This is a genomic window from Ruegeria lacuscaerulensis, from assembly GCF_013033355.1.
In the GTDB taxonomy this organism is placed as follows: Bacteria; Pseudomonadota; Alphaproteobacteria; order Rhodobacterales; family Rhodobacteraceae; genus Ruegeria; species Ruegeria lacuscaerulensis_A.
The window spans coordinates 50,768-69,705 of sequence record NZ_WQDY01000009.1; the positions used below are offsets into that span (position 1 = coordinate 50,768).

Consider the following 18,938-nt stretch of genomic DNA (forward strand, 5'->3'; position numbering starts at 1 on the left):
TTTCATTTCTTTTCAAAGAACAGAATGACTTCGCCCAAGCGCACGCCGTAACGCGAAACATAAGCGCGGTTCAGCAACCGGTCATCCGACAACAGCCACATCCAATCGTCGAAGTTCACGCGCATTGTGCCTTCTTTGATGGGCAAGTCGATTTTGTATTTCCAGTTGAACGTATCCCCACGCTCGACACCCGAGGCGGTGCCAAGCACGCCCGGAGCGGTTCCTGTCCACGTATCTTCACCTGTTTTGGTCAGAGTCCAGATCCGCTGTTCCGTGGCGCCATCGTCATAAACAAAATCTTCGACAAGCGTCAGCGTTTTGCCGTCCCATGTGCCGTCTATATCCACAGTAAACCGTCGCGGGACATTGCCCAGAACGTCTTGGAACTGCCCATAGGCTACGGTTTCACCCTCAAAGAACTCTTCCAGATTCAATTGCCGGTCTGACAGGAACGTCTTTGGAACGCGCGGCTTGGCGGAACAGGATGCCAAAGCCACAATCCCCACGATCGCCAGAGCTGAGACAGTAAGCCGCCGGATCATCATTGCAGCGGCCTCACGTCGCTGTCTGCATCATAGCCGTTCGCCCCGTTCAGATGCGCGGTCTTAACCTCGGGCGCAGGTCGCATCGTGGCAACCAGTTCGGCAACCTTTATTCCGAACTTGCGCATCTCGGATCGGTTCATGATCACACCGTTTTCGGTCAGATACATCCAATCGGTCACGTCCAGAGTATGCCCGCCTGAATCTTGCGGCAAAATGATCCGGTACTTCAACTTGACTGTAGACCCCGAGATCGTGCCTTGACCCTCGCCCACGATGTCATCTGCAGTGGCGGTAAACGTGTTGCCAGTGCCCAGTGTCAGATACCATTTGCGGGTCATCTGCTTGCCGTTGGAATAGGTGAAATACTCGGCCAGTGTACCGGTGTTTCCGTTCCATTCGCCAACCATACGGGCAACAAAGCTGTTGGTCATCTTGCCGTTGGGTCCATAGATCAACCCCTCGGACAGGATTTCCCCGTTTAGGTTCTGTTTCATGTTAAAGGCAGGGCCTGTGCTTGCGTAGTCCGCAGGTACCTGTGAGCGAAAGCTCAGGAACCTCCGCTTTGCAATGATCACCAAAAGGATGGCGGCAAGAAGGATGGCAACAAGTGTCATTTGGAAGTGACCTCCGTTGGCAACGTCAGAACCATTCCGAACGCGCCGAGTTTCAGGATGCAGGGCAGCACTGCGTAGGCGAGGTTGAGCGTATTCAGAGCCTCGGCCGAGTTTGCTTGTCCCGGAGCGAATCCGCTGCGTTCGAGCAGCGGCAAAGTGAAGAAGGCGGCCAATGCAAGGCCCAGTTTGCCCGCAAATGACCAGATGCCAAACGCCGCGGATGCGTTCAGGCCAGCGCGCGTCAGTACGACCGAGAACATCGCTGGCAACACGACCATATCCGCGCCCAATGCGGCACCAGATGCAATACAGATCACCGCGAACCCAGTCAGGTTCCCCGCCGACAGAGTGGCGGCACCGATGAAGCCTGCGATCGAAAGGGGCATGGCGATTATCAGAGTCTGTTTCGGGCCGATTCGGTTGCTTAGGCGTGCCCAAAGCGGAACGCTTGCCCCGGCGCTGAGGAAAAACAGGATCAATAACGGCCCGGCTTTTCCAGGCAATTGCAGGCGATCTTCAACGAAGAACAAAAACAAGGTTGATGTGATGGCCACAGGCAAACTGTTCACCAGCGCCAAAGCCAACAGACGCAGCGCACCTGCCTGACCCAGCCCTGCAAAAGATAACCCATCGCCGGTAATCGGCGTACGCAGCCAAATGGGGTACGTCACCGCGCATGTCAGCACCGCTAACAGGCCCAAGAAAATGCCGAAAGCTGGATATCCCTGAGCGGCCGCTCCGAACGCCAGAAACAGAGCAGGGGCACTGGCTGCGACGACCACTCCCAACAATTGGCCGCCTTCGCGCCATGCGGCCAATGTCATCAGTTCTTTCGGATCTGTCTGTTTTGCAAGGGTGGCGCTGCGGCCATACAAAAGGATCGTGCCGAGGCTGTAGGCCGAAAACAGTAACACCAGAACAGAGACTAATGCTGCGATGCTTGCGCCTTCGGGCAAGTTAAAGAGGACCGGAAAGCCAATGGCCAATCCCAGCGCAGCCATTGCTGCGAATACAAGTTGGGCCTTGGGCCAACGGTCGATGGCCCAGCCGATCAAAGGATCCTGCACCAAATCGACCAACCGGATCACCAGTAGGACAGAACCGATTACGCCCAGTCCGATACCAAGATTGACGGCGGCGAAACGCGGCAGATGAATATAAAGCGGGATACCCGCTGCCGCGAGCATCAGCGCATAGAGGCTGACCCGCGGATACAGCATTATTGTCCCCGCAACTTCTGCGAGAAGGAGGCTGAGCGCGTGTTTTCACCCAAGAAAACAGACATGAAACTGCGCTTGATGCCCGGATAGGACATCGTGCAGGTCTTGGCTCCATTCAGCCAGAAAGATACGCGATCTGGTCCATCTGATACGGCCAGGTATCGGTCGCCTTTCTTCACGGCCTTGAAGCAGGTTTCAAGCTGATCGCGCACTGGGGCCGGGCTGCCGATGCGCTCCATCTCATCCAGTGTCGAATTGATCAGCGCCTTTTTCGTCACGTTGCGGCGGTATTGAAGTTCAAGGGCAAAGTCCTGCCCCCAATCAAACGACGCACCGCGCTGTGTGAACAGCTGCGCATTATACAAAGGCAACCCCAAGTACCGGTAGGTTGCCGTGCCATGCAGTTGAGGGTTGTCCAGCGTGTTAAGGCCCGGTGAGGCTGCAAGCCCGCCAGGGGCCAGCAGCAACACCGAAATCAACGCCGCGCGGAAGCCACCCTTAGGCAGGGATGGCCGGGCCTTTTGCAAGAGTGTCATTTTCAGCTCCGAGGGTTTGCGGGGTGCCGTTCAGCTGCGCAACAACATGCATCGCGCTGGCAATCCCGTCTTCGTGAAAGCCGTGCCTGTTATAGGCGCCGGCAAACCAGGTTCGGTTCTGTCCCTGCATCTCGCGGATTTGCCCTTGTGCTTTCAGGGCTGCTTTGTCGAATACCGGGTGGGCAAATTCGACTTGATCATAGATTTTATCCGCAGGAATTTCTGATGAAGCATTCAGCGACACGAAAAGGGGGTCACTGTCCGGAATATTCTGAAGCCGGTTCATCCAGTAGGTTACGCCAACATTTCCAGCCTGCGACCGATAGGTCCAACTGGACCAGCAGGCGCGTCGCCGTGGCATCTGGCGTTCGTCGCAATGCAGAATCGCTGTATTGGGCTGATACCGGATTGCGCCAAGTGCCGCGCGCTCGGCTTCGGTCGCGGCATCGCCCAGAATGGCCAGTGATTGATCGGAATGCGTGGCGAGGATAATCTCGTCAAACTGATCCGCGTGACCTTGGCTGTGGACCGTAACACCCACATCGTCGCGTTTCACGTGATCAACCGGTGCAGCCAATCGGATATCACATCCGCGCGCGCGCAGGGCGGCATCGATGCGACGCACATATTCGATGCTACCGCCTTTGACGGTATACCATTGGTGCTGCTTCGCGCGTCCACTGGCCAGCAGAGCGTGGTTTCGGAAGAATTGCACCAGCGAGCGGGCCGGGAACTGATCCACGAACTCAACTGGGGTCGACCAGATCGCGCCACACATGGGCATCAGATAGTTGTGGCGGAACCAATGGCCCAGGCGCAGCTGATCCACCAACTCTCCGATTGTGGTGTCATCGTCTTGGGCGGCCTCTGGGGCCTCTTTTCCGAACCGCAGGATGTCGGCGATCATTTTGTAATAGGCGGGGCGGGCCAAGTTGCGTTTCTGCGCCGTCAGGGTGCGCAGGTTGTTCAGCCCGTATTCGATGCGGCCATTGTCAATGGTGGCGCCAAAGCTCATTTCCGACTTGATGACCGGAACGTTCAACTCGTCAAATAGCGCGGTCAGGTAGGGATAAGTCACATAGTTGAAGACGATGAACCCGGTATCCACCGGTTGGTCGCCATTCTTTCCGGCCATAACCGTGCGCGCGTGACCGCCCAGCCGGGGTTCGGCCTCAAAGACGGTTACGTCGTTGTTTTCTGACAGGTAGTAAGCTGCGGAGAGACCCGAGATGCCTGCGCCAATGACTGCGATTTTTTTCCGGCCGCCCCGGGATTCGTCGAACATTCAAGCCTCGTTATGTAACGTATTACAATAAGATACGCAGGATATGCGGGGGTGGATCAATCGGATTAGGTGTTTTTCTTGAATGCACTATGTTGTGACCTCGGGTTACAGAAGACCTGGCGGATCTGCTTTTGATCCAGCGCCCCGTCGCGGTCGTAAAAGAAACACAACATATGAAACGGTCGCGGAATGAGCAGCTTTGACGGAAAAACCTATTGGATCATTGGTGCCAGCGAAGGTCTGGGGCGGGCTTTGGCCCAAGCTCTCAGCCGTCAGGGCGCGCATCTGATCTTATCCGCGCGCAATGCCGACCGTCTGGCCGAGATGTGTGAGACTTTGCCCAACGCTCGCGCAATCCCCATGGATGTGACCGATCTGGATTCGGTTCGCGCCGCAGTGGCCGGGGCGGGCGCGGTGGATGGTCTGGTTTATAATGCCGGGGCCTATGATCCCATGCGCAGTGGCGATTGGGATACGGAAACCGCGCTGAGGATGGTCGATGTGAATTATCTGGGGGCCATGCGCGTGTTGGGGGAAACCGTGCCCGGTTTCGTCAAGGTCGGACAGGGTGAGATCACGCTTATAGGGTCTCTGGCCGGATACCATGGGTTGCCTGCTGCAATTGGCTATGGGGCCAGCAAAGCCGCGCTGGTGTCTCTGGCAGAGACGATGCGGCATGATTTGGCTGGAACTGGTGTGACTGTGCGGATCGTCAATCCGGGCTTCATCAAGACCCGCCTGACCGAGAAGAACAGCTTCAAGATGCCCATGCTGATGACGCCCGAGGACGCGGCGGATCGCGTGGCCAAAGCCATGGCGCGTCGCCGGTTCCGCACCGATTTCCCTGCGCCGTTTTCCTGGGTGATCCGGCTGATTGATTACCTGCCGGATTGGCTGGTGTATCGCGGTAAGTAGACTCTAATCAGGGGTTTATCCAAACTGACCATGGCAAAACCAGCCCGCCGACATGGTGCCGCCGTGTCCGTAAAACAGCCACAGCCGCTCGCCCTGTTCGGTCACAACCACCCAGTAATCGCGCACGCCGCTGCGCCAGTTAGGGTCATCCAGCCACCATTCCGGTGCGATCCGTTCCGGCCCGGTGGCTTGTGTCAGTTGCCAGTTTCGCCCGCGCCAGCGAAATGTGTCTGGCACGTCTGGGGTATCTGGAGCGGCTACTGGCTCGGGTTGCCACATCTGCAAGGGACGCGGACGCGGTGGTGCAGGCCAGTCTTGCGCGGGTTCGGACCACGCAGCAGCCAGCACCTGTGCGGTTTTCTCGGGGATATGCGAGGCCGCCGGGTGCCGCCTTGTGATCGCCTCCAGCCCGACCCGCGCACCTAGTTTTCCGATCAGGTCTTCGACAGCGGTGTTACCGTCCAATCGGTTGCGGGCGACGCGGCGCGCCTCGGCATGACCGGCCATGGTGCGGGCGTGGATGGGTTCCGTCTGCACCGCCTCAAGTCGTAGCATGTCGATGCCATAGCCCGCATCGATTTGGTCGATTTTCATCTCTAACAAAGGGCGAATGCGGTGTTTATCATAGGTTGGACGGGCCAGCCCGACCTCGATGATCTCAGCCGCCTGATCGGCGCGATGGGCTTCCAGCCGCAGAGTCCGCACCCCGCGCGCTTTCTCCTCTAGCTTGGTGCAGAGCGTTGGCAGAACGCGGTCGATGGCGGCCATCACATCCTCGGTCAGGCCGATCGGGTTGGGTAGGGTCATCCGCACCGCAAAGTGATGCGGCGGGCGGGCGGGGGAGACCGGCTCGGGCGCGCTGCCCATCGCCTGATCCAGCCGTAGCACCAGCCCCCGCCCAAATCGCCGCGCCAGCGAGGCACGCGGCTGCCCCAACAGATCGCCGATCCGGCGCAGACCCAGACGGTTCAGTTGTGCGACCACCTGATCCTCAAGCCGCAGCGCCGCGATGGGCAGGGGGCTGAGCGCGCCATAGGATTGCCCCGGCGCTGCGATCCGCGCGCCACTGCCCACAGCCACCACTTGCGGTGCGGCCCCGCCCTTGGTCCAGTGCCGCCGCTTGGTGGCGCGGGCGCGGGTGGCGCGAGCCTCTTGGCTGATGGCGTCGCCATTGCGGTCGGAGGTGGCCTGTTGCCCCGCGTAGCGCGCCAGCGCCCAGGCCGCGCCCAGCGTGTCGGCGATGCCCATCTGTACGCTCAGCCCCATATCTGCGCAGTCGGTTTCGATCACGTTCAACAACGCTTCTTCCCCGCCGAACAGATGCGCGCAGCCTGACAGATCCACGATCAGGCCGTCGGGGGCTTCTTCGGCAACCCATGGGCTGAACTTGCCCACCCACCGGCGCAGGGCGGTCAGAAACGCAGCCTCGGCCGGGGCGTTGCGGGGGCGTGTCACCAGATTGGCGCACATGGCATGGGCATCGCGCACTGGTTGGCCCACGCGCAACCCGGCGGTCTGCGCCGTGGCGTTCAGCGATGTGATCACCTGCATGTTCGACTGCTCGGTCACCACAGCCAAAGGCCCATCCTGCAGCCCCCGCGCAGCGCGGATCAGCCGTTCAGCCCCCAGACGAGGAAACCAGAGTGAAAGTATTCGGCGTTTTGGCATCGGCAGACATCAAAATGTTCCCATTTTGTTCTTACCGTAGAATCGTCTGCCGAGTCCACGCCTAGCCGCAGGTCAGGCGCTGAATGATCCCGGTCTCATCTACAAACACATTCAACCGGTCGATCCGGTAATCCTGTGTGGCAATGCCGTCGGGCCCCAGAACGCGGGACCGTTCAGGCAATTGGGCCTGAATGGTCGAGACAGGTTGACCGATAGAATTGGCAAAGGGCTCACCCAGACAAAACGCCAGATCAACCGGCGCAGGTTCGGGCGACAGGGGCGCGTCCTCGGGCGCGGGTGTCTGGGTGCAGGCGACCAGCAAGGCCAGCGTGGGGATAAAACGGTACATTGGCGTTCCTTTTTCCGGCAATGTCGTTTCTGCAATATCAGATGTTTAACAAACCTGTCACCAAAGCGCAGTTGAAAACCTCCTGCGATTGCCGCAGGGTCGGGGCAAAGAAGACAGGGAGACAACGATATGCGTACCCGTGCCGCCGTCGCCGTTCAGGCGGGCAAACCTTTGGAAGTGATGGATGTGAACCTTGAAGGCCCCAAAGCGGGTGAGGTTCTGGTGGAAATCAAGGCCACCGGCATTTGCCACACCGATGAATTCACCCTGTCGGGTGCCGACCCCGAGGGGCTGTTCCCCGCGATTCTGGGCCATGAAGGCGCAGGCGTCGTGGTTGAGGTCGGCCCAGGCGTCACCAGCCTGAAGCCAGGCGACCACGTGATTCCGCTTTACACCCCCGAATGCCGCGAGTGTGAATACTGTCTGCATCCCAAGACCAACCTGTGTCAGGCGATCCGTGAAACGCAGGGACAGGGCCTGATGCCTGATGGCACCTCGCGCTTTTCGACCCTGGATGGTGATCCGATCCTGCACTATATGGGCTGCTCGACCTTCGCCAACCACACGGTTCTGCCCGAGATCGCGCTGGCCAAGGTGCGTGAGGACGCGCCCTTCGACAAGATCTGCTATATCGGCTGCGGTGTGACCACCGGTATCGGCGCTGTCATAAACACTGCCAAGGTGGAAATCGGCAGCCGTGCCATCGTATTCGGTCTGGGCGGCATTGGTCTGAACGTGATTCAGGGCCTGCGTCTGGCTGGGGCCGATCAGATTGTTGGCGTTGACCTGAACCCGGCCAAGGTCGAGATGGCGACCAAGTTCGGTATGACCAATTTTGTGAATCCGGCCGAGGTTGAAGGCGATCTGGTTCCTTATCTGGTCAACCTGACCAAAGGCGGCGGCGATTACACCTTTGACGCCACCGGCAATGTGGGCGTAATGCGCGCTGCGCTGGAGTCGGCGCATAAGGGCTGGGGTGAGTCGATCATCATCGGCGTGGCACCTGCGGGGGCCGAGATCTCGACCCGTCCATTCCAGCTGGTCACGGGCCGCTCGTGGCGCGGGACGGCCTTTGGTGGCGCGCGGGGCCGGACCGATGTGCCGAAAATTGTCGACTGGTACATGGAAGGCAAGATCGAGATCGACCCGATGATCACCCACACCATGGGTCTGGACGACATCAACCACGGTTTCGACCTGATGCATAAGGGCGAAAGCATCCGCTCGGTTGTGGTCTACTAAGGCCCTGAACCTGCGATTTTGAGGACGGCGCGCTGTGAACGGCGCGTCGTTTTTATTTGCCGGGACGGCTTGCGCCTGTGTCGGACCGGGGCGAGCGGACCCTCAGAACCGGGGTATTGACCGACGAGGTGTTCGCCCGGCTTTCGCGCCAGACCACATAGACGCCTGAGGCGATGATGATGCTGGCCCCAACGGCGACCCAGCCATCGGGCCGCTCGTTGAAAAAGACCATGCCGAACAATGTAGCCCAGATGATCTGACTGTATTGGCTGGGGGCGACCACGCCTGCAGGCGCGGCGCGATAGGCAAGGATGATCAGGTGTTGGGCGATGACCGAAAACACGCCCACCAGCGCCATCATCGCCAGATGCAGCAGCGAGGGTGGTTGGTAAACAGCGGGCTGCATCAAGCTCATGACCACAATGGCCAGCAGCATCGGATAAAGGATCAGTACGGCCGAGCGTTCCTCATTCCCGATCTTGCGTACCAAAACAGACCCTAACGCGCTGGAAAACGCCGCAGTGAGGGCCGCGAGATGGCCCAGAGTTATATCCGTGGCACCGGGGCGCAGGACGATCAGAACTCCGATCAGGCCACAGCCGACGGCGGCCCAACGCTGTGCGCGCACGACTTCCCCCAGGATCGGGATCGACAGGACTGTGACGAACAGAGGGAAGGCGAATAACAGCGAGTAGACCTCGGCCAGCGGCAGCGCCGAGAAAGCGTAGAAGGCGCAGACCATGGATGTCACCATCAGGGCCGAGCGCAGCAGGACTAGCCACGGATGATGTGGTCGGAAATTGCCCGTTGTCCGGTCGGTCAGGATCGTCACCGCCATTGGCACAAAGGAAAACAGCGTTGCGAAAAAAATGATCTGCATCACCGAATAGGTGCTACCCAGCACTTTGATCAGCACATCGTGGCTCGCAAAAACGGCAAAGCCCGCAAACGCATAGCCAAGCCCCCGAAGGGTGGTGTTCTGAGTGCTCATGAGGCGGCCTCGGGTGATGTGTCGGTGTAGGGGCGCAGCGCATTGGGGCTGTCGTACCCCTGAGTAAACCCATTTGGCCGACCCGCATAGCCCCTATTTTACCGCTAACATGGCAAAACCGCCATGTCCTGGGATCAACGCAGGATGGGAGGGGCGTCTTTGGGTTGGCGTGCAGATTGCACACCGGCCTTCATCCCCACACCGATCCGCCGGGCCAGAGCAACCCAAGGAGTCGCGGTTTCAGACGGCAAGGTCTGGATTGCGACCTCTTCGAACAGGTCCAGCCAATGCGCGAACATGTCGGGCTGCACGTCGGGCCGTTCAATATGGACCCGCTGCGGATTGCCGTCATAGCTGCGCTCATACAGGATGGCGTTGCGCCAGAAGGCGGCGATCTTTTCCTCATGCGTGGACCAGTCTTGGACATGTGGGTTGAAGACCGGTCCTAGCACCGCGTCCTCGCGCACGCGGGCGTAAAAGGCGGCGACCTGAGCATTGATCTGATCTGGGGTCGCGGGAAAGCGCGGCGGCAGCGTGGGGCGGGTCATGTTTGGTCCGTTTTCGACTCTGTTCTGGGCGATACCCGGTTTGGGCGTCACGCAACAGGTGTGGTTTTGTCGCGCGGCTCGGGCGTCAGCAGATGCCGGATCAGGGCCACTGGATGCGCCTTGAGGCTGAGGCGGGTGGCCACGTAATCTTCGACTACCTGCTCGCCTAGCGTCATCTGTGGCAGATAGGCTGCGGGCTCGTCCATCGCCTCGCCCTCCAGATCCTGCGAGAACAGCGGCAAGGGCTTCGCGGTGGCAATCGCTTTGGCCTGCCACAACGCCTCGCGCCTTGTCAGATCGCAGGCGGAGAAGGCATCGGCCTCAGCCAACCGTTCGATTACCGAGGGGCCAAGTCCGGCACGACGCCACACATCATCCACCTGATGGTAGCCATTACCGCGCGCGGCGGTCAGCCAGCTGGCATCTTCCTCGCTCAGGCCCTTGATCTGGCGGAACCCCAGCCGCAGAGCCAACCCGCCGTGACCGTCGGGTTCCATCACATTGTCCCAGAAACTGGCATTGATACAGACGGGGCGCACCTGAACCCCATGTTCACGCGCATCGCGCACGATCTGCGCTGGGGCATAGAACCCCATGGGCTGTGAATTCAGCAGCGCGCAGGCGAAAATCCCCGGATGGTGGCATTTGATCCAGGCCGAGGCATAGACTAGCAGCGCAAAGCTGGCCGCGTGACTTTCGGGGAAACCGTAAGAGCCGAAGCCTTCGATCTGCGAAAAACAGCGTTCGGCGAAATCCTGTTCATAGCCGTTCCGCTCCATCCCGCGCAGGAACAAGGACCGGAATTCGCTGACATTACCATGTTTCTTGAACGTCGCCAGCGACCGCCGCAGCCGGTCCGCCTGTTCGGGGGTGAAGCCCGCGCCGACGATGGCGATCTGCATCGCCTGTTCCTGAAACAGCGGCACGCCCAGCGTTTTGCCCAGCACCTCACCCAGCGCGTCCGAGGGGAAGCTGACCTCCTCTTCGCCATTCCGGCGGCGGATGTACGGGTGGACCATGTCGCCCTGAATGGGGCCGGGGCGGATGATGGCGACCTCGATCACCAGATCATAGAAATTGCGCGGACGCATTCGTGGCAGAAAGTTCATCTGCGCGCGCGATTCCACCTGAAACACCCCGACCGAGTCCGCCTTGCACAGCATGTCATACACTGCCGGATCCTCGGGCGGCAGGGTGGCAAGGGTATAGCCCGTCTGATGGTGCTGGGTGATCAAATCGAACGCCTTGCGGATACAAGTCAGCATCCCAAGGCTGAGGACATCGACCTTCAGAATACCAAGACTGTCGATATCGTCCTTGTCCCAGCAGATGACTGTGCGGTCCTCCATCGTGGCGTTTTCGATGGGGACGAGTTCGTCCAACCGCCCCTCGGTGATGATGAATCCGCCGACGTGTTGCGAGAGGTGGCGGGGGAAGCCGTCGATCTCATAAACCAATGTTAGAGTCTGTTTTAAGCGGCGATCTTCGGGATCAAGGCCGATTTCGCGCATCCGTTCCGCCTCGAGCCCCTTGGCCGAGAAGAACCCCCATAGCTGTGAGGACAGAGCCGAGATCGTGTCTTCGGTCAGGCCCATCGCCCGCCCGACCTCGCGGATGGCGCGCTTGCCGCGATAGTGGATCACGGTGGCGCAGAGGCCCGCGCGGTGGCGGCCATAGCGGTCATAGATGTGCTGAATCACCTCTTCGCGGCGTTCATGTTCGAAATCGACGTCTATGTCGGGGGGTTCGTCCCGCGCCTCGGAGACGAAGCGTTCGAACACCATCGTGCCCAGCTCGGGGCTGACCTCGGTGATGCCGAGGCAGTAGCAGACGACGGAGTTGGCTGCCGAGCCGCGCCCCTGACACAGGATATCGCGGGATCGGGCGAAGGTGACGATGTCACGGACGGTCAGGAAATAGGGTTCATATTTCAGCTTGCCGATCAGGGTCAGTTCATGCGCCAGCATCTTTTTGGCTTTTTCCGAGGCTCCTGCCGGATACCGCCATTTCAGCCCCTCATGCGCCAAACGGTGCAGGCGTTGGGTCGGGGTTTCCTGGTCACTGCCCTCGCTGGGGTATTCGTAACGCAGCTCATCCAGCGAGAATTGCAACTGTTCGCTGAGCATATGGGCGCGGGTGACAGCGCCTTCATGGCCTTTGAAAATGCGCAGCATCTCGGATTCCGAACGCAGGCGCTGCTCTCCATTGGCCAGAGCGTCGCGGCCCAGATCGTCGACCTTGCGGCGCAGTCGGATGGCGGTCAGCACATCGGCCAGTTTGCGACGGGTACCATGGTGCATCATCGGCGCAGCGCTGGCGAGGGTGGGAAGGTTGAGTTGCTTTGATTCAGTCTCTAATAAAATGAAATATTCACTGTCTGCGCCATCATACCGAGGATGCATCAACAGATGCATCCGCCCGGCAAAGCGGCGCGTCAGCTGTTGCGCCTGTGTCCGCCAAGCACTCGCGCCGCCCTGCGACCGGGTCGCTTGTGGCCAGAGCAGCAGGTGCAGACCGTCAGAGAATTCCAACAGGTCGGACAGGTGCAGGATGCAGTCGCCTTTTTCCGCACGCAGGCGGCCTTTCGACAGGATACGGCACAGGTTGCCCCAGCCCTGCCGGTTCAGGGGCAGGGCGGTGACGGTGGGCGCGTCGGTGAAGATCAATCGCGCAGCAGGGATCAGGCGTGGCACGGCGTGGATCGGGTAGGAGGGCGGTTTGGGAATGTGATCGGGGCAGGGCGGGCCGATGGGCGTGTTCTGCCCTTCCCATTCGATACGTTCGCGCACCTTTCGGGCAATCTCGCGCGCCTGGGTATGGGCACGCACGATCCCGGCGACCGAGTTGTCATCGACAATCGCGATGGCGGGCAGACCAAGTGTGACGGCACGCTGCATATACTCCTCGGGGTGCGAGGCCCCGGTGAGAAAGGTGAAATTCGACGTGATCGACAATTCGGCATACATGGCGATTCCACATTATATTCACCTTTTGTTCTTTTTCGAGTCCTTTGCGCAGGAAACGGGTCGCTTGCAGTGTCCCCTCTGGGCAGGGTGGCAGAAAAAGGAGACCCGAGATGTTCAAGATCACAGCATTGCCCACCCGCCAAGTCCGCGCGCTTCAGGCCGGAGGGCCGGACGCATATGGCGCCTCTCCCGAGCGCGCCGTTTCCGAAGGTGCGGGCAATCCATGCCGCCATTGCCTGCAGAACATTCCGGAAGGAAAAGAGATGCTGATATTGGCGCATCGCCCTTTTTCAGAGACACAACCCTACGCGGAAACGGGTCCGATCTTTCTGTGTGCCGCCCCGTGTGAACAGTATGAAGGGGATGAGATGCCCGAGATTCTGACCACCTCTCCCGACTATCTGATCAAAGGGTATGGGTTGGATGATCGGATCGTCTATGGCACCGGAGAGATTACGCCCACAGATCGGATCGGCGCAAAGATCAGTGATATCTTTGCTCGTCCCGATGTGGCCTATATCCACATCCGGTCCGCGCGGAACAACTGTTATCAGGCGCGGATAGATCGAGTCTAACGGTCAAATTCTTATCCGCGTGCAGATGTCAGGGCGAGGAACACATCCTCGAGGTCTGCCTCTTCGGTGCGGACGTCGCGAATACGGATGCCTGCGGTGCGGACCGATTCCAGAACTTGTTCGGCGCTGGTCGCAGTGCTGCGATATTGCAGCACCAGGCTGCCATCGTCACGCAGAGTGGCCTCGACCCCTTGCGTTGTTGGCAGTTCGGTCACCGGGCTGTCCGGAGCAATGACCATTGTCCGGCTGTCCATGCGACTCAGCAGGTTGGAGGTGCTGTCCTGCGCGATCTTTTCTCCGTGGTTGATGATCGCGATCTCGTCACACATTTCTTGCGCTTCTTCCAGGTAATGCGTGGTCAGGATGATCGTCATGCCCTGTTCGTTCAGCTTGCGCACATTGGTCCAGAGCATCTGACGCAGTTCTATGTCCACGCCCGCCGTGGGTTCATCCAGGACCAGAATGCGGGGATGATGCACAAGAGCCTTCGCCAACAGCAGCCGCCTACGCATACCCCCAGACAGAGTGCGCGCATAGGCTTCGGCCTTGTCGCCAAGGCCGACCAGTTCCAGAATCTCGTCGCTGCGGCGCTGGGCCTTGGGGACGCCATAAAGACCGGCCTGAACCTCTAAAGCGCCACGCGGGGTGAAGAACGGATCGAGGTTCAGCTCTTGCGGCATTACGCCAATTGCTGCGCGGGACTGGCGCGGATTTTTATCTTGATCAAACCCGCCGATAGAGACCGCTCCGGCCGATTTAACCACTAGCCCGGCAAGAATGTTGATCAATGTCGATTTCCCGGCCCCGTTTGGCCCCAGCAATCCAAAGACCGACCCGCGCGGGACCGTCAGGTCAACGCCTTTTAGCGCGTGCTTCTCGGGCTGTGCCTTGCTGCCGCGATAGGTCTTGTGCAGACCTTCGATCCTGATTGCCGCATCGCTCATGTGGCTCTTGCCCCCGGTTTGCTCATCGCTCATAAACGCACCTAATACATGCCCGCGAGGCCGACAACCGAAGAAGGATCGCCAGCCGTGACCATCGAAGCGCCGGAAACCAAGATCGTGGAAACCACCCGTGTCGCCTGTGACGGTGGCGAAGGGGCACTGGGCCATCCACGTGTCTGGCTGCAAATCCCTGAAGACACTGGTTGGGTCGAATGCCCCTATTGCGATTGCAAATACATTCTCAAAGGGTCCGCGGCCGAAGAGGCGCAATCAATCTGACATAAAACTGTTACAAGGGCTGACGCCGGGCAGGATATGCTGTAGCGTGCTGCGTCAGAATTCTTGTGTCATTTCCACGCGGATCCGGAATGATCTTTCCAGTGCAACTGGTTCACCTGTCCGACAAAGATCTTGTTGCCACAGGTGGCCACAGAAACGTCTACGCCTACCCTGACCAATCCGATCTTCTGATCAAGGTGACGCGCCCGCGCACGCGGCCCAACCGATCTTTTGCCAAGCGCGTTGTGCGGTATTTGCTGCCGGACTCGGTCTATCGCAATGCATTGAAAGAGCTGGAGTGCGAGATGAAGGCGGCGTTGAAAAGCGGCCCGGATATCGCGAAAATGCCATTGGCGCGGTCTTTTGGCGTTGTGCAAACGGATGCCGGGCCGGGCATTGTGGTCGAGCGTATGGAATCTGAGGACGGCTCGCTGGCGCAGGATTTGATGTCGTTGTCCCAGCAGCGCCGGCTGCCCCCCGAGGTTCTGAACAAGCTGAATGATTTTGTTCACAAGCTGTTCGACTTTCAGATCGTGGGTCGCGATATTCATGCGCAAAATATCGTTTACGGCAAGCGCGACTCAGTGCCGATGTTCGTGCTGATCGACGGGTACGGGGAACGCAATCTGGTCCCGTTGCGCAGCCTAAGCCGTCGACTGAATGACAGGTCGTTGAACAAGCAGATGCACGAGATCGCTGTAAAAACCGGATTGCGATGGGATGCGGCAACCAGAGCGTTCAGCGCCCCATAGCTTTGGTTTGCTGCTTGCCTGATGGCGGATCGCTGAATCGAAGAGATATGGTCATACAGGCACAGTTACGGTGCGTTTTCTGCAAGCAATAGTGTTCTCCCAAATACTGCCGTGGTTTTATGCTATGGCCGATTTGCAGATATTGGGATGAGTTCGATGACGGATGTTGCATCTACTGACACAGCCAGTCCGGTTTTCGGCTGGATTGGGTTTGGTATTGGTGCCCTTGCGCTGTTTGCCGCGTTGTTCGTGTTTTGGGCAGGGCCGTTTGCGCCGCAGCAATCGACGGGCGTTTCACTGGGCGAATTGGCCGCCGAGATCGGCAAGTCCACCCTGCGCTCGGCCGCGGGGCTGGAACAGCCCGAGCCCGTCGCGCGCAGCCGTGATCTGGATGACTTTCTACAGATCGGCGTGGCCATGCTTGGGGCCTTGGCAATCGTTGTATCTGTGATTGGGCTGCTGCGTCACGAAAGACGGCGCCCTGCAATTGCCGGTACCGTGATTGGCGTAGGTGCGATTCTGTTTCAGTTTTTTGCCATGGCCTTCTTCGCCTTTTTGGGCGTGCTGGTTATCATGGCGCTGCTCAACAGTTTTTCTGACATGTTCAGCGGCTTGTTCGGTGGCTGACGCGCGTTCTTGACTGGCCACCTGATCGGCCCTGTGGCACAACGTCCCCTGACCGACAGGGAGAGCGCGCATGAGAAATTTCGGAAAAGGATGTCACCTGCATCTGATCGACGGATCGGCCTTTATTTTCAGGGCCTACCACGCGCTGCCTCCGCTGACACGTAAGTCGGATGGCTTGCCAATTGGCGCGGTGTCAGGTTTCTGCAACATGCTGCAGAAATATGTCGAAGGGAACGCGGGGCCGGATGCGCCGACCCATGTGGCGGTGATCTTCGACAAAGGGTCACACACGTTCCGCAATGATCTCTATGACCTGTACAAGGCCAACCGCGAGGCCATGCCCGAAGATCTACGCCCGCAGATGCCCCTGACCCGCGAGGCGACCCGCGCCTTCAACATCGCCTGCAAAGAGTTGGAAGGCTATGAGGCCGATGACATCATCGCCACGCTGGCCGTGCAGGCGCGCGAGGCTGGGGGGCGGGTGACTATTGTCAGCTCGGACAAAGACCTGATGCAGCTTGTGGGCGGCGGCGTTGAGATGCTGGACGCGATGAAGAACAAACGTATCGACAAGGATGGCGTGTTCGAGAAGTTCGGTGTGGGTCCCGAACGCGTGGTTGATGTGCAGGCGCTGGCAGGCGACAGCGTAGATAACGTGCCCGGCGCGCCGGGGATCGGGGTCAAGACCGCCGCCTTGCTGATCAATGAATATGGCGATCTGGAGACCCTGCTGGATCGCGCTGAAGAGATCAAGCAGCCCAAACGCCGCCAGACCCTGATCGAAAAGCGCGACCAGATCGAGCTGTCGAAGAAACTGGTGCAGTTGGACGAAAACACGCCGCTGGATTTCACGCTGGACGATTTGGAGGTGCAGGACCCCGACCCCGAAACCCTGCTGGGGTTCCTGGCGGATATGGAGTTCCGCACCCTCACCAAACGCATTGCCGACAAGCTGGGGGCCGAGGCTCCGGTGATCGCTGATGCGCCTGCGCCCGAAGTGGTGACCGAGGCTGAGGATATCCCCTTTGACGCCTCGAAATACGAATGTGTGCGCGATGCGGCGGCGCTGCAGGCGTGGATCGACCGGGCCTATGAAACCGGCTGGGTGGCTGTCGATACTGAGACCACCGGATTGAACGAAATGATCGCCGATCTGGTGGGCATTTCTCTGTGTGTCACGGCGGGCGAGGCTTGTTACATTCCGCTGACCCACCGCGATGGGGCCGCTGATGATCTTTTCGGGTCGGATGCACTGGCCGAGGGGCAGATGCCGTTGGATGAGGCTCTAACTTTGCTCAAACCGATGCTTCAGGACGCCTCGATCCTGAAGATCGGGCAGAACATGAAATACGACGCCAAGATTTTCGCGCGTTATGGCGTAGAAGTGGCGCCGATCGACGACACGATGCTGATGTCTTATGCGATGCATGGCGGTGAGCACGGGCATGGGATGGATACGCTGTCCGAGCGTTACCTGAATCACACGCCGATTCCGATCAAACCGCTGCTGGGGTCCGGCAAATCGGCCATCACTTTCGACAAGGTGCCGATTGACGAGGCGACGGCTTACGCCGCCGAGGATGCGGATATCACCCTGCGCCTGTGGAAGCTGTTCAAACCGCAACTGCATCAGGTGCAGGTGACGACGGTTTATGAGACGCTCGAACGCCCGCTGGTGCCGGTTCTCAAAGAGATGGAGATGCATGGCATCAAGGTGGACCGCGATGTCCTGAGCCGCATGTCCAACGCTTTTGCGCAGAAAATGGCCGGGCTAGAGGCTGAAATTCATGAACTGGCTGGTGAGAACTTCAATGTCGGCTCGCCAGCGCAACTGGGTGAGATCCTGTTCGACAAGATGGGACTTGAGGGCGGTAAGAAGGGCAAGACCGGGAAGTTTTCGACCGGGGCGGACATTCTGGAAGACCTTGCCACCGAACACGAGTTGCCCCGCCGGGTGTTGGATTGGCGGCAGCTTTCCAAGCTGAAATCGACCTATACCGACGCGCTGCAGACCCATATCAACCCGGATACAGGCCGGGTGCATACATCTTATTCGATCACGGGGGCGAATACGGGGCGTCTGGCCTCGACCGATCCGAACCTGCAGAACATCCCGGTGCGCACCGAAGAAGGTCGCCGCATCCGCGAGGCCTTTATCGCCGAGCCAGGTAATGTGATGGTCAGCCTCGACTACAGCCAGATCGAGCTGCGCATTCTGGCTCATATCGCTGAGATACCCGCGTTGAAACAGGCCTTTGCCGATGGTCTGGACATTCACGCCATGACCGCCTCCGAGATGTTTGACGTGCCGCTTGATGAGATGACGCCTGATATCCGCCGCCAGGCTAAGGCGATAAACTTTGGCGTGATTTACGGGATTTCAGGCTTTGGTTTGGCGCGCAACCTGCGCATTCCACGCGCCGAGGCGCAGGGTTTCATCGATCGGTATTTCGAGCGGTTCCCGGGTATCAGAGCCTATATGGACGACATCGTCGCGTTCGCCAAAGAACATGGGTATGTGCAGACGCTGTTTGGCCGCAAAATCCACACGCCCGAGATCAATGCCAAGGGGCCGCATGCCGGGTTCTCGCGTCGAGCGGCGATCAACGCACCGATTCAGGGGACAGCGGCAGATGTGATCCGGCGGGCGATGGTGCGGATGCCGGAGGCGATCAACGGGCTGCCTGCCAAGATGCTGCTACAGGTGCATGACGAATTGCTGTTCGAAGTGGCCGAGGATGCGGTGGACCAGGTGATCACTGTGGCGCGCGACGTAATGGAGGGGGCATCGGACCCCGCTGTTAAACTGGATGTCAAGTTGAGCGTCGATGCCGGACAGGGCGCCAACTGGGCCGAAGCGCATTAAGGGCGCGCTGCTCATC

The 18,938-nt window shown here is 59.4% G+C and carries 18 protein-coding genes; 7 read left to right on the forward strand and 11 right to left on the reverse strand.

The window, feature by feature from the left end; all coding sequences use genetic code 11:
• Positions 1 to 2: 2 nt before the first annotated feature.
• Genes GOW48_RS15575 through GOW48_RS15595 form a run of 5 tightly spaced genes read right to left on the reverse strand, consistent with a single transcriptional unit; the run spans position 3 to position 4,200 of the window.
• On the reverse strand, positions 3 to 545 hold the full coding sequence (locus GOW48_RS15575; RefSeq protein ID WP_170355810.1) for a DUF3833 domain-containing protein: 543 nt from the start codon (positions 543 to 545) through the stop codon (positions 3 to 5).
• Complete coding sequence (locus GOW48_RS15580) at positions 542 to 1,159, reverse strand: DUF3833 domain-containing protein (protein ID WP_170755153.1); 618 nt, start codon at positions 1,157 to 1,159, stop codon at positions 542 to 544. The genes GOW48_RS15575 and GOW48_RS15580 overlap by 4 nt, the downstream gene beginning before the upstream one ends.
• A complete protein-coding gene (locus GOW48_RS15585) occupies positions 1,156 to 2,379 on the reverse strand; it encodes an MFS transporter (protein ID WP_170755154.1) in 1,224 nt (407 codons plus the stop codon). Before GOW48_RS15585 ends, GOW48_RS15580 begins: the two co-directional genes overlap by 4 nt.
• Complete coding sequence (locus GOW48_RS15590) at positions 2,379 to 2,915, reverse strand: chalcone isomerase family protein (protein ID WP_170755155.1); 537 nt, start codon at positions 2,913 to 2,915, stop codon at positions 2,379 to 2,381. Before GOW48_RS15590 ends, GOW48_RS15585 begins: the two co-directional genes overlap by 1 nt.
• Complete coding sequence (locus GOW48_RS15595) at positions 2,878 to 4,200, reverse strand: NAD(P)/FAD-dependent oxidoreductase (protein ID WP_170755156.1); 1,323 nt, start codon at positions 4,198 to 4,200, stop codon at positions 2,878 to 2,880. The genes GOW48_RS15590 and GOW48_RS15595 overlap by 38 nt, the downstream gene beginning before the upstream one ends.
• A 189-nt stretch (positions 4,201 to 4,389) precedes the next feature.
• Here GOW48_RS15595 and GOW48_RS15600 point away from each other — a divergent pair, with 189 nt between their 5' ends.
• Positions 4,390 to 5,115 carry an SDR family NAD(P)-dependent oxidoreductase gene (locus tag GOW48_RS15600; RefSeq protein ID WP_170755157.1) on the forward strand — a complete coding sequence of 242 codons (726 nt, stop codon included), beginning with the start codon at positions 4,390 to 4,392 and terminating at the stop codon, positions 5,113 to 5,115.
• A gap of 15 nt (positions 5,116 to 5,130) precedes the next feature.
• Here the strand turns inward: GOW48_RS15600 and GOW48_RS15605 are convergent, their stop codons facing one another.
• Together GOW48_RS15605 and GOW48_RS15610 are read right to left on the reverse strand one after the other, a co-directional pair.
• Positions 5,131 to 6,783: a Y-family DNA polymerase gene (locus GOW48_RS15605; protein ID WP_170755158.1), complete on the reverse strand. Its 1,653-nt coding sequence runs from the start codon at positions 6,781 to 6,783 to the stop codon at positions 5,131 to 5,133.
• 61 nt (positions 6,784 to 6,844) lie between these two features.
• Positions 6,845 to 7,132 (reverse strand): I78 family peptidase inhibitor, encoded by a 288-nt coding sequence (locus tag GOW48_RS15610; protein ID WP_170755159.1) that lies wholly within the window; start codon positions 7,130 to 7,132, stop codon positions 6,845 to 6,847.
• 129 nt (positions 7,133 to 7,261) lie between these two features.
• Here GOW48_RS15610 and GOW48_RS15615 point away from each other — a divergent pair, with 129 nt between their 5' ends.
• A complete protein-coding gene (locus GOW48_RS15615) occupies positions 7,262 to 8,374 on the forward strand; it encodes an S-(hydroxymethyl)glutathione dehydrogenase/class III alcohol dehydrogenase (RefSeq protein WP_170755160.1) in 1,113 nt (370 codons plus the stop codon).
• A 52-nt stretch (positions 8,375 to 8,426) separates the two neighbouring features.
• On the opposite strand, the gene GOW48_RS15620 is transcribed toward GOW48_RS15615, so the two are convergent.
• The 3 genes from GOW48_RS15620 to GOW48_RS15630 form a co-directional block, all read right to left on the reverse strand.
• Positions 8,427 to 9,365: a DMT family transporter gene (locus GOW48_RS15620; protein WP_170355825.1), complete on the reverse strand. Its 939-nt coding sequence runs from the start codon at positions 9,363 to 9,365 to the stop codon at positions 8,427 to 8,429.
• Positions 9,366 to 9,499: 134 nt separating this feature from the next.
• A complete protein-coding gene (locus GOW48_RS15625; RefSeq protein ID WP_170755161.1) occupies positions 9,500 to 9,913 on the reverse strand; it encodes a group III truncated hemoglobin in 414 nt (137 codons plus the stop codon).
• 47 nt (positions 9,914 to 9,960) lie between these two features.
• On the reverse strand, positions 9,961 to 12,879 hold the full coding sequence (locus GOW48_RS15630; RefSeq protein ID WP_170755162.1) for an error-prone DNA polymerase: 2,919 nt from the start codon (positions 12,877 to 12,879) through the stop codon (positions 9,961 to 9,963).
• 110 nt (positions 12,880 to 12,989) lie between these two features.
• Here GOW48_RS15630 and GOW48_RS15635 point away from each other — a divergent pair, with 110 nt between their 5' ends.
• Positions 12,990 to 13,454: a DUF1203 domain-containing protein gene (locus GOW48_RS15635; RefSeq protein ID WP_170755163.1), complete on the forward strand. Its 465-nt coding sequence runs from the start codon at positions 12,990 to 12,992 to the stop codon at positions 13,452 to 13,454.
• A gap of 11 nt (positions 13,455 to 13,465) precedes the next feature.
• On the opposite strand, the gene GOW48_RS15640 is transcribed toward GOW48_RS15635, so the two are convergent.
• Entirely contained in the window at positions 13,466 to 14,398 is a 933-nt protein-coding gene (locus GOW48_RS15640) for an ABC transporter ATP-binding protein (protein WP_170755280.1), read from the reverse strand.
• An 87-nt stretch (positions 14,399 to 14,485) separates the two neighbouring features.
• Here GOW48_RS15640 and GOW48_RS15645 point away from each other — a divergent pair, with 87 nt between their 5' ends.
• The 4 genes from GOW48_RS15645 (at position 14,486) to polA (ending at position 18,922) form a co-directional block, all read left to right on the forward strand.
• Positions 14,486 to 14,677: a zinc-finger domain-containing protein gene (locus GOW48_RS15645; protein WP_170355833.1), complete on the forward strand. Its 192-nt coding sequence runs from the start codon at positions 14,486 to 14,488 to the stop codon at positions 14,675 to 14,677.
• An 89-nt stretch (positions 14,678 to 14,766) separates the two neighbouring features.
• On the forward strand, positions 14,767 to 15,429 hold the full coding sequence (locus GOW48_RS15650; protein ID WP_170755164.1) for a YrbL family protein: 663 nt from the start codon (positions 14,767 to 14,769) through the stop codon (positions 15,427 to 15,429).
• A 156-nt stretch (positions 15,430 to 15,585) separates the two neighbouring features.
• Positions 15,586 to 16,056: a hypothetical protein gene (locus tag GOW48_RS15655; protein WP_170755165.1), complete on the forward strand. Its 471-nt coding sequence runs from the start codon at positions 15,586 to 15,588 to the stop codon at positions 16,054 to 16,056.
• 70 nt (positions 16,057 to 16,126) lie between these two features.
• On the forward strand, positions 16,127 to 18,922 hold the full coding sequence (polA, locus tag GOW48_RS15660; RefSeq protein WP_170755166.1) for a DNA polymerase I: 2,796 nt from the start codon (positions 16,127 to 16,129) through the stop codon (positions 18,920 to 18,922).
• Positions 18,923 to 18,938 lie beyond the last annotated feature (16 nt).